The organism is Dorea sp. AM10-31, assembly GCF_003435815.1.
In the GTDB taxonomy this organism is placed as follows: domain Bacteria; phylum Bacillota; class Clostridia; order Lachnospirales; family Lachnospiraceae; genus Dorea_D; species Dorea_D hominis.
The window spans coordinates 58,768-72,726 of the sequence record NZ_QTUV01000004.1 but is presented as its reverse complement, the minus strand read 5'-3'; the positions used below and the strand labels follow the sequence as shown (position 1 = coordinate 72,726).

Below are 13,959 nucleotides of genomic sequence, written 5' to 3'. Positions count from 1 at the left end.
TCCTTAATTATTTGATTGCTTTACCATCTCTTCTTCTTACGATCATCTTGTTAGAAGATTTGTTTTTCTTTCTTGTCTTAAGACCAAGTGCTGGTTTACCCCAAGGTGTACACGGACCCGGACGACCGATTCCTGTCTTACCTTCACCACCACCATGCGGATGGTCATTCGGGTTCATTACAGAACCACGAACTGTTGGTCTGATACCCATGTGACGTTTACGTCCTGCTTTACCAATGTTGATCAGGTTGTGATCTCCATTACCTACAACTCCGATAGAAGCTCTGCAAATGATCGGAACCATTCTCATCTCTCCTGACGGAAGTCTCAGTGTAGCATACTTTCCTTCTTTAGCCATTAACTGTGCGCTGTTTCCTGCGGAACGAACAAGCTGTCCGCCTTTTCCAGGATAAAGCTCGATATTGTGGATCTGAGTACCTACCGGAATCTCAGAAAGTGGCAGGCAGTTACCGATCTTAACTTCGGCTTCCGGTCCGTTCATAACTTTCATTCCGTCTTTCAGTCCTTCTGGTGCAAGGATGTATGCCTTCTCACCATCTTCATAACAGATCAGTGCGATGTTAGCTGTTCTGTTCGGATCGTACTCGATACCAATTACAGTTGCGTGAACATTATCTTTTCTTCTCTTGAAGTCGATAATTCTATATTTCTTCTTAGCTCCGCCTCCGCGGTGTCTAACAGTGATTTTTCCTTGATTGTTACGTCCTGCCTGTCTGCTCTTTGAAGCAAGTAAAGACTTCTCTGGTGTTGTCTTTGTGATTTCTGAGAAATCAGAACCAGTCATCTGTCTTCTGGAAGGCGTATATGGGCGGTATGTTTTAATTCCCATGATTGTTCTCCTTTCGATTGTTTATTGTCACGGTTTCTGTCCGTATGCTTTGTGCGTCTTACAGCCACGTCTCATCCGGCATGCACACCCTCGTTAATTTTAGAGACCTTCGAAGATCTCGATATCAGCGCTGTCCTCTGTAAGCTGAACAACTGCTTTTTTAGTTTTAGCTGTCATACCAAACTGCATAGTTCCACGAACTCTTTTCTTCTTACCTTCGCAGTTCATTGTGTTGACTTTAGCAACCTTTGTTCCTTCGAACATTTTCTCAACAGCTTCTTTGATCTGAGATTTGTTAGCTTCTGGATGTACAAGGAATGTATATTTCTTCTCTCCCATAAGCTCCATACTCTTCTCAGTTACTACCGGTTTAAGGATTACATCATAATACTGAACGTTTGCCATTATGCGTACACCTCCTCAATTTTTGCAACAGCAGCTTTCGTAGCGATTACTGTGTTGTATTTCAAGACATCGTACACATTAATTGTATTGATAGCAGCAGTCTTAACATCTGCAATGTTCTTGGCAGAGATTACTGCGTTGTCATTTCCATCTTCTAATACTACTAATGCTTTGGATACTTCCAGGTTCTTTAAAATGTTTGCGAAATTCTTAGTCTTGATTTCGTCGAATTTGATCTCGTCAACTACTACAAATTTCTTCTCTTCAACCTTAGCTGTAAGCGCAGATTTCAGAGCAGCTCTCTTTTCTTTCTTATTCATCTTGAAAGAATAATCTCTCGGTACTGGAGCGAATACTACTCCACCGCCTGTCCACTGCGGAGCTCTTGTAGATCCCTGTCTTGCATGACCGGTACCTTTCTGTCTCCACGGTTTTCTTCCGCCACCAGAAACTTCAGAACGTGTCTTTGCTTTCTGTGTTCCCTGACGATTATTTGCAAGCTGGTTAACAACTGCCATGTGTACCAGGTGTTCGTTAATTTCAACACCAAATACCGCATCGTTTAAGTCGATTGTTCCAACTTCTTTACCTTCGATATTATAAACAGATACGTTTGCCATCTTAAGTCCTCCTTCCTCGTCTAAGCCTAGTTAGCTTTTACTGCTTCTTTAATAGTTACTAAAGATTTCTTCGGTCCCGGCACAGAACCTTTTACTAAGAGCAGATTGTTCTCAGCATCTACGCGGACAACTTCAAGATTCTGGATTGTGATCTTCTTGCTTCCCATGTGTCCCGGCATCTTCTTTCCTTTGAATACCTTGCTCGGATCAGATGCAGCTCCGTTAGAACCGGCATGACGGTGGAACTTAGAACCGTGTGTCATAGGTCCTCTGTGCTGATTATGTCTCTTAATCGCACCCTGGAATCCTTTACCTTTTGAAATTGCAGTAGCGTCAATCTTGTCGCCTGCTTCAAAAATATCAACTTTAATCTCCTGTGCAAGTGTATATTCGCTTGCATTCTCAAGTTTGAACTCTTTTACAAATCTCTTTCCGGATACTCCAGCTTTTGCAAAATGTCCCTGCTCAGCCTTTGTTACACCGTGACGATGAACGATCTCTTTCTTACCGTTCTTGTCTTTGTTGATGATCTTGTCTTTCTTGTCAACGAATCCAACCTGAACAGCTTCATAACCGTCATTCTCAACTGTCTTGATCTGTGTTACTACACAAGGACCAGCCTGAAGAACTGTAACCGGTGTCAGTGTTCCGTCTTCGCTGAAGATCTGTGTCATTCCGACTTTTGTAGCTAAAATAGCTTTCTTCATTATAATTACCTCCTGTGATTTACAGCGGAACGCTTACGCGTTCATCCTAAATATAGGAATTACTGTGTCGTTATTGTGTCGATGAAGTCTTATTTGTTCTTCATCTTGATGTCGATATAAACACCAGCCGGCATCTCTAATCTTGATAATGCATCAACAGTTTTCTGTGTTGGTGTTACGATATCGATCAGTCTCTTATGAGTTCTCTGTTCGAACTGTTCTCTGGAATCTTTGTATTTGTGAACCGCTCTTAAGATTGTTACTACTTCCTTCTTAGTCGGAAGCGGTACCGGTCCGCTCACCTTTGCTCCATTTTTCTTTACAGTTTCGATGATTTTCTTAGCGGATGCATCTACTAACTGATGATCATACGCTTTCAAAGTGATTCTCATTACTTGACTTGCCATAAAAAAAGTCGCCTCCTTTTCGTACTTTTAACTTCAGTACGACAAGCGGTGACTGTACACTCTCCCGTGTGTGTCGTGAGAAACTCACACGTTGTTTCATACCTTTTACCAGTTGGTAAGCAGTAATCAGTTTTGATTCGTACAGTGACTTGTCGCCAGTTTCCTAACTTGACATTCGCTCCACGGAAAACCTGCCACATTGTGGCAGCAACCTCGCGCTTCTTTGCTATCATGTCACAGCTCTCTTAGTATACAAGATGTTTATATGTTTTGCAAGCTCTTTTTCTATTTTATTGTATTTTTTCGCATACAATTTATTTTATATCTTTTACACGCTCAATCTGTGGTTCAAATACTTTCATGCTCAGCTTTTCCAACGGTCCAAGAAGCAGCATTCCCATCACAGTACCTTCTCTTACTTTAAGGGACACGCCACCGAGGAACGACAACGCCAGAGAAGCTGCGATACATACTCCGTCCAGTCCAATCCGAACCTTTGCGTAATCCACCTTTGCATATCCGCTGAGCACATTACACATTGCTTCACTCGGAATAGTGATCAGATTAAGCAGCAGCATAGGTCCAAGGAACAGACCCAGTCCCAGATAAGACGTGATCACAAGTAAGACTTTTGCCACATAAGCATGTACTTCAAATGTAAGTACATTATAATAGAAGAAATTCAACAACATTCCAAATACAATAACATAAGGAAGCTGGAGAATCTTTCTCTTTTCAAAATCCTTTCTCTGAATCAGAAACTGTACCAGTACACAGATTGCATGTAGGCACATGCTGACCGTTCCGACCTTAATTCCAAATATCTGGTAAACATTCAATCCCACCGCATCCCAGCATGCGCAGACACCAATATTCGCTTTCAACGCCAACGTCTGTGAAAATGCTGTTCCAGCCGTGCAGATACCAAGTAGCACAAACTGTACAACCATGCTCTTCTTTGTCGCTATATTTTTTCTCTTTTCCACTTTCTCTCATCCTTTTCTTCCTTATATTAATACATTCATAGTATATTCACTCTCTCATGCACTCTGCTCCGTCTTTTTTTCCTTATAAATAAAAACAAACAGATTCGCACTATTATATAAAAATACCTGCTGAGCGTTCCCTGTTTCACACAGGCTTACGCACTTTAATTCTTTCTATATTATATATAGACATCTTCTATCTCAGCAACCTTTTCTTTGACATATCATGTTTTTCCTATGTTTTTTCCTCATTGCCCTTGTATTCCCCACCCTTTTGCTTTAGTATTAGAAATATAAATACTTACATAACGTTTTTTAATGCAGAAATGAGGAATGACTATATGGATATAAAAAGATGGAAAGTTATGCTTGCAGTGGATGACTACGGAAGTTTCACGCGCGCAGGCGAAGAATTGGGGTATACACAGTCTGGCATTACACAGATGATGAAATCCTTGGAAAAAGAAGTCGGATTTTCTCTGTTTGTCAAAGACAATCACGGAATGACTCTGACCGCAGATGCCAAATCACTGATTCCTTCCATTCGTGCACTGCTCAATGCAGATGAAGTGATCAATCAGGAAATCGCTTCTTTGAAAGGCGCACAGGTTGGTACTATTAAAATAGGAACCTATTTGAGCTGTTCTATTCACTGGATCCCGAAGATCATCCGGGAATTCCAGCATGAGCATCCGGATATTCATTTTAAAATAGTAGAAGGAGTCGAGGGTGAACTTGCCGACTGGATCCAGGAGCGGCGTGTAGACATTGGCTTTATCAGCCATCAGAAGGGACATAATTATCAATTTCTCCCGGTAATGGACGATGAACTCTTTGCAGTCATTCCAAAGAACCATCCTTTTGCTGAATGTGATGCTGTGCCAATCGAAGCTTTTGAAGGGCAGCCATTTATCATTACAGAATATACTCCGGGAAGTGATGTTCACCGGATTCTGAAACAAGCGAAAGTCAAACCGGATATCCGTTATATCACTATCAATGAGTTCTCTATCATTTCCATGGTAGAACATGAACTTGGTCTTTCTATTCTTCCAGGACTGCTTCTGCGTGGTCAGGTCGGCGACTTTATAACACGCCCGATCAAGCCAACGGTATCACGCCAGCTCGGACTCGCATACACCTCCAAAGAAGAACTCTCTCCGGCATCGAAGATCTTTCTTGAATATGCGAAGGACTTTTTACTGGATGATGAGTAAGTATTTGTCATCAAATGCATTTACGCAAACGCGTGCACTTTCCTTGTCGCCATAACAAAAAACAAGGAGCAACCTTTACTGCGAGGAAAGTTGCTCCTTGTTTTTATATAACATTTCTTTATTATTCACTTGATTTTTCTGAAAATTCGCTTTTTAGAAAATGATTATTTATGCATTTCATCCTGTGCTACAGTTACTACTCCGTAAAGCGCTACTGCTCCAACGATTGTCCATCCGATCATTTCTTACACCTCCCACATAACCAAGAATGTTTTATTTCTTTATCTGCCTTGAGTATAGCCCTTTTTTCACTGTTTGTGAAACGAGTATTCTTTATATTCCTATTACAGTTTCTTATACCTTCCCGTTTTTATGATTGTGCTTCCTCCCCTATACATATTGTCCGTTTTTCAATCATTGATTCAGATTTTATACAGCATTATTCATATTATTAGCATAAATATTTCTAATGTAGGTATAAGTATTTGTAATATTTGTATTGACTTTCTATTCTCCTGTGGTTACAATAAAAGAGAGGATTGAGATAGGCAAAGGTGCTCTCGCATACATGCAGAGTACCTTTTTTTATATCCATGACACCCAAAAAGAAGATCCGGATCCCGGTTGTCATGTGGAATCTCAGCAGAAACTTCAGGACAATTTAGATGATCGTCCAGTAATTAATAAAGATAGGAGCGTGAAATTATGGGTAACAATACAAATCAAGCACCTCAACAATGGAACTCCCGCTTTGGCTATATTATGGTTGCTGCCGGAGCTGCAATCGGTCTCGGAAACATCTGGAAATTTCCGTATCTTGCTTACCAAGGCGGCGGTGGAATCTTTCTGATCGTTTACATAATTGTTATTGCATTGATGGCACACCCAATGGTCGAGATGGAAACCGCAATCGGTCGCCACAGCGCTTCTGACACCGTCACCTGTTTTGAGCGGATCAACAAGAAATGGGGCTTCATCGGCTGGATTGCCAACATCTGTACATGGATGATTAATATGTACTATGTTGTTGTCGGCGGCTGGGTATTAAAATATGCTGTACAGTATATCATCAGCGGTGACTTCGGTGAAGACAAACAGGCGTACTTCAACAATTTTACATCTTCTACTGTTGAACCAATCATCTGGGCACTGGTTATATTAGTATTTGTATCCATAATGCTTTTATTTGGAATTACAAATATTGTTGAAAAGCTTACTAAGTTCATCATGCCACTGTTGTTTGTATTTCTAATCGTCTGTGGTATATGGGCATTATTTGTAACCGATAATGCAATGGAAGGATTAAAATTCTACCTTCTTCCAGACTTTAGCAAATTCAGTTTTTCCGTATTTGCCAAAGCTGCTACACAGGTGCTCTTTTCTGTTGGTATTGGCTGGGGTATATACGAAACTTTAGGAGCTAACATTCCGAAAGAAAATAACTTAAAAAGCGACGCAATCCTCGTATCCATCTGCGATACCGGAGCCGCTATTTTAGCTGGATTCGTTATTATTCCTTCTGCATTTGCAGGCGGCGTTGACGTGCAGAGCGGTCCGGGACTTGTGTTCCTTGTTATGACTGGCATCTTCGGCAAACTTCCAGGCGGACGTATTATTGGATGTTGTTTCTTCCTCGCGCTGATATTTGCCGTTATTTCTTCTTTATTTACATTCTTCGAGATTTCTACAAGAACATTCGAAGACAACTGTAAAATGGGACGTAAGAAAGCAACTGTTGTAACTGCACTGATTATCGGTATCGGCAATATCATCGTATCTCTCGGCTTTGGTGTGTTAAGCGGTGTGAAGCTTCCATGGATCGACGCAACCGGCATTTCACATCTTGGTCTTTACGACTGGCTGGATACATTCACAGGATATATCTTACTACCACTTGGGTGCTGGTTAGTTTGTGTTTTCGTAGCTAAAATTTGGGGATTTAAAAATTACGAAAAAGAATTAACAAATGATGGAAAATATGGTAAACTATCATTATATGATAAGATATTAACAATTGTAGTTGTACCTGCTTTTATGGTAATTGTCATTTTGAATGTCTTTGGATTTATCCAATAGATATATATTTTTCCAAAAGGGGGATTCTTATGAACGTAGCAACAATCTTACTCGTCGTTATGTGGGTATACGCAGCAGTTTATTTTATCTTTCTGCTTAAAGATGTTATCGCACACAAAGACGAAATCAACAACGAAAAACTGCCACACAACATTATCATCAGTCTGGTAGCAAACTTCTTCGACACGCTGGGGATTGGAAGTTATGCAATTGCAACTTCTGCCTGGAAGTTCACCAAATCTAATAGCGATGACCTGATTCCAGGATCCTTGAATGTAAGCTTTGCTATTCCGATCTGTGTGGAGGCAACCATTTTCATTAAGAAAGTGCAAGCCGACTCCTTGACACTGGTCCTTATGATCGCTGCATCTGTTGTCGGCGCAGTCATTGGTGCTAAGATGGTATCCAAGCTCGACATTACGAAGATCCGTACAGTTATGGGTGTTGCACTGATTCTGGTAGCAATCATCACTTTATGCAAGATCAATGCTTTTGGTCCTTTCGGTATCATCGGGACAGCACGAGGACTTACTGGCACAAAACTTGTGATCGGTATCGTAGCGAACTTCATTCTTGGCATTCTGATGACTGTAGGTATCGGACTGTACGCACCTTGTATGGCTGTTGTCCTGTTATTGGGTATGAGTACAGATGTAGCTTTCCCGATTATGATGGGATCTTGTGCTTATCTGTGTCCTGCTTCCGGTTTTGAATTTATCAAGAGTGGTAAATATCACCGCGGAGCTGCAATCCCGATGGTTATTAGTGGATCTATCGGTGTATTGATTGCAGGACTCATCGTTACTAGCCTGCCACTTACCGTACTTACTTATTTGGTATGTGTAGTTATGGTAGTTTGTGCATGTATGTTCTTCCATGATGCAAGAAAAGCAGCGAGATAATTCTAAACGATAAGATTTTTGGTACAATTGAACAGGGGAATCATTCAAAGAAGCGCATGAAAATGCGCTTCTTTGCGTTTACCGAAAACCATCCCTATTATTTGGCATATCTTTATTTGCAAGTTTTGTTCTTGAAAATTGCACAATATCTCTTTTCATTTTAATATTTATTCGTTACAATTCATAAAAATATTATTAATTCTTGACGTTAATACACAAAAGTGGTATATTAAAAACAACTTAAAAGAACATAACTTGATAACCAATGGCGGTTTCCTATAGCGAAGAAGATGGGAACTGCTATTTTAGAATATCGAGTACTTTTAAGTTTGATAACCATTATGGTTGTTATTGCAGTTATGTCGATGCCGATTGTTTCCCCCAAGAACAATCCTGCAGAGATAAACTCCAATTAATATATACCTTCCGGAAGGAAGGAGCATTCCCCAGCTTTGTATATTAACAAAACTGCAATGCAACGAGGAAAACCTCTCAATGACATACCAAAAAGAAAAAACACAGCGCATCGGTGCTGTGTTTTTTCTTTGCCATATTCTGTCGGTTGTTTTGTTATTTTGTTCATATTTTTTCATACTTTTCTATCCCATTGATTGACTTTTAACAAATTAACTGATAAACTAGTGAAAAGAGGCATTTTACGGAATATGAATTGTAATACAAATCGGGGTGTGTTCAATTCAACTGGAGGGACGTATTATGTCTGTAGTACATTTACAATTTAATATTATTTTATAATCTGAAGGAGGAGTAATATGTTATTAGCTATCCAAATTTTACTCGGTGTCTTATTCGCAGGTACAGGTGTCGGACTCGTTGTTGACGTTGCCAAGAATCGAATGGACAAAATCAAAGATGCGACTGGTAAACAGTGGGCTTCTGCTTTCGTAGTAGGTATCATTGCCAACTTCCTTGATACGTTAGGATGTGGTTCTTATGCACCATCTACATTCATGTATAAGTTATTCAACCAGATTGATGATATCGATATTCCTGGTACACTGAATGTTGGAGATACTTTCCCTGTTATTTTCGAGGCATTCATCTTCACAACATCAGTTAATTGTGATCCTATGTTTCTGATCGTAATGTATGTTTGTGCTGCAGTTGGTTCGTTTGGTTTTGCTTCTATTGTTACCAAATGGCCTCGTAACAAAATCAGAATCGCTCTTGGTACAGTTATGATTCCACTTGCTGCTGTTATGCTCTGCAAGAATACAGGTGTTGGACCTTTCGGTCTCGTAGGAACTTTAACAGGTCTTACAGGCTGGAAATTAATCGTAGCCGCAGTTCTTAATATTCTGTGGGGTGCTCTGATGGATATCGGATTTGGTCTGTATGCTCCGTGTATGGCTACTTGTCTTCTGCTCGGAGTTGATGCGCAGGCTTGCTTCCCTGTATTCATGGGATCTTGTGCATGTCTGATGCCAGCTTGCTCTATCGAGTTTATTAAGACAAAGAGATACGATGTTCCACATACAATCGGTAACGCTCTCGGCGGATGTATCGGTGTATTTATTGCCTGGAAAGTGGTTACAGGACTTCCGATGTTCTGGCTGATCAACCTGATCTGTGTTGTTCTTCTGTGGACATCTTACACACTGTTAAGCTCAGCTAGAAAAGACGCTAAAGCAGGTGTTGCTTAAACAATAATTGAATATTAATTACAACAATAATATAAGGCGGTTCTTAAATTAAGAACTGCCTTATATATTTTAGCAATATTTTTTTATAAGTCTTATTGCTTAAACTTCTTTAAAAATACAATAATAAAACTACGGAGATTATTTACATGTTTATTAATGAGTATACAATGACTCGCAAGCGTTATGACAAATGGTCTGTTCCAAAGTTCTGGAAATCAGGTCCTATGTTTTTCATTTGGTGTTTTATTTTTATCGTCGGAACTCTGAGTTGGATTTACTTCAATACAATAACTGTACCGCTCAGATGGAAAACCGTATGTGCATTTCTTGTCTTTATATCCGTTTACCGCGGTGTATTTTTCAAATGGATGCACGCTGATAAAACATTTCGCGTAACACGCGGTCAATACTTTAACGGAAAAGACTGGACCTGCAAAGTAATTATCGGCGACAAAAATATCACCCTTTATATCAACAATAAGCTAAACAACAAAGTGGACTGGAAAGATATTAACAGATTTGAAGAGGCAAAATCCTATTACAAACTTGCTTCTGGAGATCAAAACGAAGGTGTTATGCTAGACAAGGATTCTTTTACAGAAGGTGATTCTGAACAGTTTAAAACCTGGATGCAGGAACATCATCCGGATATCCCTTACGGACCAATTCATCCGGCATATGACAAATAGATATTTTTTGCAATTTTATGCGATATTTTACAAGAGCGAAAAAGACCTGAAACATTTATATTATGATTCAGGTCTTTTCTTACCACAGTTCTAATATTTTTCTAATACATACAAATTCTAACCGAAAATTCTATTTTCATTGTTCCTAAAACATTCAAGGAACAAGCTCTGCAGATTATTCGTTTTTTTCCGGCTGCTTATTCATCTGGCGTCTGATCATTCTTGCTTTATAAATATTTTTCCATTTCATTGGCATCCATATATATTTCGCATTACTTTTCTCTATGATAAATAATTTAAACGCCTCTGCTTCCCCAGTCAGAAATCCATTTTTGGGAAGTATGACCAGTTCATCGTTTTCAATTCCCAGATAAAATGTCTTCTCATCTTCCCACAAACTATATACGTTCTTATAATATCCTACACGTTCTTCGGAATGTTCTTTCTTTGCACGGATATCCTCATTTCCAAATAAATAATTAATTTCTTCGTTTAAAGCAATATCCGAATTTCTCTTCATCAAAGCTATCGTTATATATTGTCTTCCTATTCCCAAAAGCGTCAGAAATGCCCCAAGAAGGGCGCTGACAGCAACACCTGAGATTCCTATATCCTTCTTTATCTCCGGTCTCACAAATGGCAATAGAATGAATGTAATGCCTATCAGAATCAAGCCCGGTGTTACCGTTGGATGTTCTACTCGATTTTTAAAATTGATGAATCTCTTCATTAGTTTCGTATCACGTCTTGTCTGCACCTCATAATGCACTCGCCTGCGATCCTGTGATGTCTTCTTTTCCATCTTGTCACCTCTCATAACATGAAAAAAGGGGATACAGATTCTTAATCCGGAAACTGCATCCCTCCATTATATACTTATGAAATACCAGTAGATAAATTAAAATCACCCATTTTATACATCTTTTGTTCGAACGGCATTCCATATATATATCTACTCCCGGCGCTGCTCTTTCTGGCGCATCTTCAATTTCAGCAAAGCTTTCGCTTTCAGGCAGTCCAGTTTGACCATATTATTCTCGCCTACAACGTCTGTCTCTGTACCATCCGCACTCTTATTGATATCCACGATACCATCCAGATAGTCATTAACAACAACAAACTGTGCTACAGTTCCGCTGAAATTCAGTCCAGTAACCGGAATATCACGGATACCTAACTGCTCACATGTATTTGTAAAGTCTACATCACTGTTGCCCCATCCATCAGATGAAATAATTACGCCATCTGCCCGCATCATCTCTGCCATAGCAGCAGCTCTTGTACCCACACGGATCTTGTCTTTGTTATCATCCGGTGTACCTACAATAATAAGTCCCATCAGGTCCAAATCTGTATCTTCAGCCACTACTTCCAATAACGGATCTCTGAAGTGATGTAACGATGTTTCCTTTGTTGACGGTCCAATTCCCATACTAACACCTCCTACTGCATAGAGCGAATAATACCATCACGATACTCATTCGGAGTGATCATGACCGGCATATTGCCCATTTCAATGATTGATTTACCACCTTCAACCCCTGACGGTTCATCCGGAAACAGATGCGTATCGTACATTGCTCCCTGGCCTGCTACTTGACGAATAATCACCACTCTCTTCTTTCCAGGTCTTACTTTATCATGATATTCATGTCTTTCTGTGCATTTCTCACCTTTAAACTTTTTCAGTTTTTCACGATAGGTCTGAATAAATTTATCGCAAAGTCTGTGTGCAGTAAATGGTCCGTGTCTTTCTTGCCCCATACCTGATGCAAATGTAACGTCAAAGGAAATAATATAATCATCATCTCCCGGTGTACCAGCTCGATTCAAATATAACTGATCTTTCAGATTACCCTCTGACGATCCGAATTCATGACATTGCTTGCCATCCACATCTACACCTGTCAACATTACATATACACCTGTTACCGTATGTGTAATACCTTCTCCCAGCTTTCCAAGAACCTTTGTAGAAATCGGGATAATATCCATAATCGTGTTCGTCCAGCGATCATGATCTCCCGGTTTGATAATCTGGATATCAATCTTCTCAATGCAATCATCTTCTGCTGTCAACTGTTCCAGCATCCCCTTGCTGACAGTCATATGGCCATCCGTTGTAATATTGTTTTCATCGCCCCATTCAACATCCGTCATATGAAAGGCTTTGATAACAAGGCGACGTAAATTAATCTCTTTTTCAGCCATCTTCGTTACCTCCATATTTTTCTCGTCAATGTTTTCACATTATATATTTATTATACAATAAATTCTACGAACTTCCAACAAATTATCATGCAATTATTTTTTCTTTTTTAATGTATTCATTATATTTTTATAAAAGCAAATGTGTCTTTATAAAAAAGGCAGATGCGCTAAACGCATCTGCCCCTTTTAGCTTAAATTAGATTTTAGCTACATACTCGTATGGCAACGGAACAATAGTTCCAGGTGTCTGGATTTTCTCTAACTGCTCCAGAGTTGCTTTTACAATCTGTGTCTGCTGTTCTACATTGTGCGGTCCACCAGCATTAGCACCCATAGGTACCAGCGGAGCTACTGCACGAGGAGTACCAGTCTGACGAACAACTGGTGGAAGAGCTGCAATAATAATTGTAGGAATTCCAGCTTCTTCAATCGCTCTCTGCACCAATACTGCAGAGCGGTGGCAAGTACCTCAACCAGCTGTGAGGATTACTGCATCAACATCCTCATTTTTGAACATTTCAGCGACAGCCGGACCAGTTTCATGTTTAAATTTCTCCTGGTTTCCGCCACCACCCATGAATCCAGCATGTACCGGAGCACAAGCTCTGATAAATCCTTCTGCTGCTAATTCATGAATTCTGTCAATCGGGAACATACAGTTGATGTCTTTGTTAACATCACTGTTATCATATCCACCATGGGATACCATCAGATCGCTTGATGGTGTAGTGTTCTCTATCTTTCTCCAAGTGAAGTCACCTGCAAGGTTGAATCTCTCCTGACTCTTCTTATGAACACCTGCTGCTGTAGCAAGAGCGATAGACATATCTTTCAGCTCTTTTGTTACAGGAGTCCATACAGCCGGTGGAGTAATAGGAACGAATATTTCAGACTGTAAGCCTTTAACAACCGTTAAACTCATTTTTAATCCTCCTTATTATCATCCAAACGTGCGCGCATTTCTTCTTGTTTGCGTCGTTCTTTTTCTATGTTACTGACATATTTATCATTTACTTCAGGTCCTAATTGTTCCGGAAAACTCATGTTCCATCCGAATTCCTGACCAACTTTTGGCTCGGTATCACAGATAAACATTCTCTTCGGAGCTTTGAAGAATCCCAAACGACCTTTCAGGTCTATGCTGATGCTGCAATCATCAACGTCAACTACAACACCCTCCATATAAATGATTCTGTCTCCATAATTCAAACGCTCATTATTCATT

General features: G+C 39.9%; 16 protein-coding genes. 5 read left to right on the top strand and 11 right to left on the bottom strand.

The genetic code is table 11. The features are described 5' to 3' along the window. Positions 1 to 7: 7 nt before the first annotated feature. The 6 genes from rplB to DW125_RS08070 all read right to left on the bottom strand — a co-directional run bounded on the left by rplB (position 8) and on the right by DW125_RS08070 (position 3,975). The gene (rplB, locus tag DW125_RS08100) at positions 8 to 850 is read right to left on the bottom strand and encodes a 50S ribosomal protein L2 (RefSeq protein ID WP_117537795.1); all 843 of its coding nucleotides are present in this window, start codon (positions 848 to 850) and stop codon (positions 8 to 10) included. A 99-nt stretch (positions 851 to 949) separates the two neighbouring features. Continuing rightward, complete coding sequence (gene rplW / locus DW125_RS08095; RefSeq protein WP_021859837.1) at positions 950 to 1,255, bottom strand: 50S ribosomal protein L23; 306 nt, start codon at positions 1,253 to 1,255, stop codon at positions 950 to 952. After that, positions 1,255 to 1,875 (bottom strand): 50S ribosomal protein L4, encoded by a 621-nt coding sequence (gene rplD, locus DW125_RS08090; RefSeq protein ID WP_117537794.1) that lies wholly within the window; start codon positions 1,873 to 1,875, stop codon positions 1,255 to 1,257. Before rplD ends, rplW begins: the two co-directional genes overlap by 1 nt. 26 nt (positions 1,876 to 1,901) lie before the next feature. Next, positions 1,902 to 2,582 (bottom strand): 50S ribosomal protein L3, encoded by a 681-nt coding sequence (gene rplC / locus DW125_RS08085; RefSeq protein ID WP_117537793.1) that lies wholly within the window; start codon positions 2,580 to 2,582, stop codon positions 1,902 to 1,904. An 89-nt stretch (positions 2,583 to 2,671) separates the two neighbouring features. Then, positions 2,672 to 2,989: a 30S ribosomal protein S10 gene (rpsJ, locus tag DW125_RS08080; RefSeq protein WP_117537792.1), complete on the bottom strand. Its 318-nt coding sequence runs from the start codon at positions 2,987 to 2,989 to the stop codon at positions 2,672 to 2,674. A gap of 314 nt (positions 2,990 to 3,303) precedes the next feature. After that, complete coding sequence (locus tag DW125_RS08070) at positions 3,304 to 3,975, bottom strand: YczE/YyaS/YitT family protein (RefSeq protein WP_117537790.1); 672 nt, start codon at positions 3,973 to 3,975, stop codon at positions 3,304 to 3,306. 341 nt (positions 3,976 to 4,316) lie between these two features. Between DW125_RS08070 and DW125_RS08065 the strand changes: the two genes are divergently transcribed. The 5 genes from DW125_RS08065 to DW125_RS08045 all read left to right on the top strand — a co-directional run bounded on the left by DW125_RS08065 (position 4,317) and on the right by DW125_RS08045 (position 10,523). Beyond that, positions 4,317 to 5,192 carry a LysR family transcriptional regulator gene (locus tag DW125_RS08065; RefSeq protein ID WP_117537789.1) on the top strand — a complete coding sequence of 292 codons (876 nt, stop codon included), beginning with the start codon at positions 4,317 to 4,319 and terminating at the stop codon, positions 5,190 to 5,192. A gap of 705 nt (positions 5,193 to 5,897) precedes the next feature. Then, positions 5,898 to 7,268 carry a sodium-dependent transporter gene (locus DW125_RS08060; protein WP_117537788.1) on the top strand — a complete coding sequence of 457 codons (1,371 nt, stop codon included), beginning with the start codon at positions 5,898 to 5,900 and terminating at the stop codon, positions 7,266 to 7,268. Between the two features lie 29 nt (positions 7,269 to 7,297). Beyond that, on the top strand, positions 7,298 to 8,170 hold the full coding sequence (locus tag DW125_RS08055) for a sulfite exporter TauE/SafE family protein (RefSeq protein ID WP_117537787.1): 873 nt from the start codon (positions 7,298 to 7,300) through the stop codon (positions 8,168 to 8,170). Positions 8,171 to 8,943: 773 nt separating this feature from the next. Beyond that, entirely contained in the window at positions 8,944 to 9,834 is an 891-nt protein-coding gene (locus tag DW125_RS08050; RefSeq protein ID WP_117537786.1) for a permease, read from the top strand. 146 nt (positions 9,835 to 9,980) lie between these two features. Beyond that, entirely contained in the window at positions 9,981 to 10,523 is a 543-nt protein-coding gene (locus DW125_RS08045) for a YcxB family protein (protein WP_117537785.1), read from the top strand. Between the two features lie 175 nt (positions 10,524 to 10,698). Here the strand turns inward: DW125_RS08045 and DW125_RS08040 are convergent, their stop codons facing one another. The 5 genes from DW125_RS08040 to DW125_RS08020 form a co-directional block, all read right to left on the bottom strand. Beyond that, on the bottom strand, positions 10,699 to 11,325 hold the full coding sequence (locus DW125_RS08040; RefSeq protein ID WP_158549902.1) for a YcxB family protein: 627 nt from the start codon (positions 11,323 to 11,325) through the stop codon (positions 10,699 to 10,701). Between the two features lie 150 nt (positions 11,326 to 11,475). Next, the gene (locus DW125_RS08035) at positions 11,476 to 11,955 is read right to left on the bottom strand and encodes a glycine/sarcosine/betaine reductase component B subunit (RefSeq protein ID WP_021859778.1); all 480 of its coding nucleotides are present in this window, start codon (positions 11,953 to 11,955) and stop codon (positions 11,476 to 11,478) included. 11 nt (positions 11,956 to 11,966) lie between these two features. Beyond that, complete coding sequence (gene prdD / locus DW125_RS08030) at positions 11,967 to 12,734, bottom strand: proline reductase cluster protein PrdD (RefSeq protein ID WP_021859779.1); 768 nt, start codon at positions 12,732 to 12,734, stop codon at positions 11,967 to 11,969. A gap of 196 nt (positions 12,735 to 12,930) precedes the next feature. Continuing rightward, the gene (prdB, locus tag DW125_RS08025) at positions 12,931 to 13,656 is read right to left on the bottom strand and encodes a D-proline reductase (dithiol) protein PrdB (RefSeq protein ID WP_117537783.1); all 726 of its coding nucleotides are present in this window, start codon (positions 13,654 to 13,656) and stop codon (positions 12,931 to 12,933) included. 2 nt (positions 13,657 to 13,658) lie between these two features. Continuing rightward, positions 13,659 to 13,958: a CBO2463/CBO2479 domain-containing protein gene (locus tag DW125_RS08020; RefSeq protein WP_021859781.1), complete on the bottom strand. Its 300-nt coding sequence runs from the start codon at positions 13,956 to 13,958 to the stop codon at positions 13,659 to 13,661. Between the last annotated feature and the right edge of the window lies 1 nt (position 13,959).

Coding starts and splice junctions, on each gene's coding strand:
- rplB (WP_117537795.1), bottom strand. CDS start 850: ATGGGAATTAAAACATACCGCCCATATACGCCTTCCAGAAGACAGATG.
- rplW (WP_021859837.1), bottom strand. CDS start 1,255: ATGGCAAACGTTCAGTATTATGATGTAATCCTTAAACCGGTAGTAACT.
- rplD (WP_117537794.1), bottom strand. CDS start 1,875: ATGGCAAACGTATCTGTTTATAATATCGAAGGTAAAGAAGTTGGAACA.
- rplC (WP_117537793.1), bottom strand. CDS start 2,582: ATGAAGAAAGCTATTTTAGCTACAAAAGTCGGAATGACACAGATCTTC.
- rpsJ (WP_117537792.1), bottom strand. CDS start 2,989: ATGGCAAGTCAAGTAATGAGAATCACTTTGAAAGCGTATGATCATCAG.
- DW125_RS08065 (WP_117537789.1), top strand. CDS start 4,317: ATGGATATAAAAAGATGGAAAGTTATGCTTGCAGTGGATGACTACGGA.
- DW125_RS08060 (WP_117537788.1), top strand. CDS start 5,898: ATGGGTAACAATACAAATCAAGCACCTCAACAATGGAACTCCCGCTTT.
- DW125_RS08055 (WP_117537787.1), top strand. CDS start 7,298: ATGAACGTAGCAACAATCTTACTCGTCGTTATGTGGGTATACGCAGCA.
- DW125_RS08050 (WP_117537786.1), top strand. CDS start 8,944: ATGTTATTAGCTATCCAAATTTTACTCGGTGTCTTATTCGCAGGTACA.
- DW125_RS08045 (WP_117537785.1), top strand. CDS start 9,981: ATGTTTATTAATGAGTATACAATGACTCGCAAGCGTTATGACAAATGG.
- DW125_RS08040 (WP_158549902.1), bottom strand. CDS start 11,325: ATGGAAAAGAAGACATCACAGGATCGCAGGCGAGTGCATTATGAGGTG.
- DW125_RS08035 (WP_021859778.1), bottom strand. CDS start 11,955: ATGGGAATTGGACCGTCAACAAAGGAAACATCGTTACATCACTTCAGA.
- prdD (WP_021859779.1), bottom strand. CDS start 12,734: ATGGCTGAAAAAGAGATTAATTTACGTCGCCTTGTTATCAAAGCCTTT.
- DW125_RS08020 (WP_021859781.1), bottom strand. CDS start 13,958: ATGAATAATGAGCGTTTGAATTATGGAGACAGAATCATTTATATGGAG.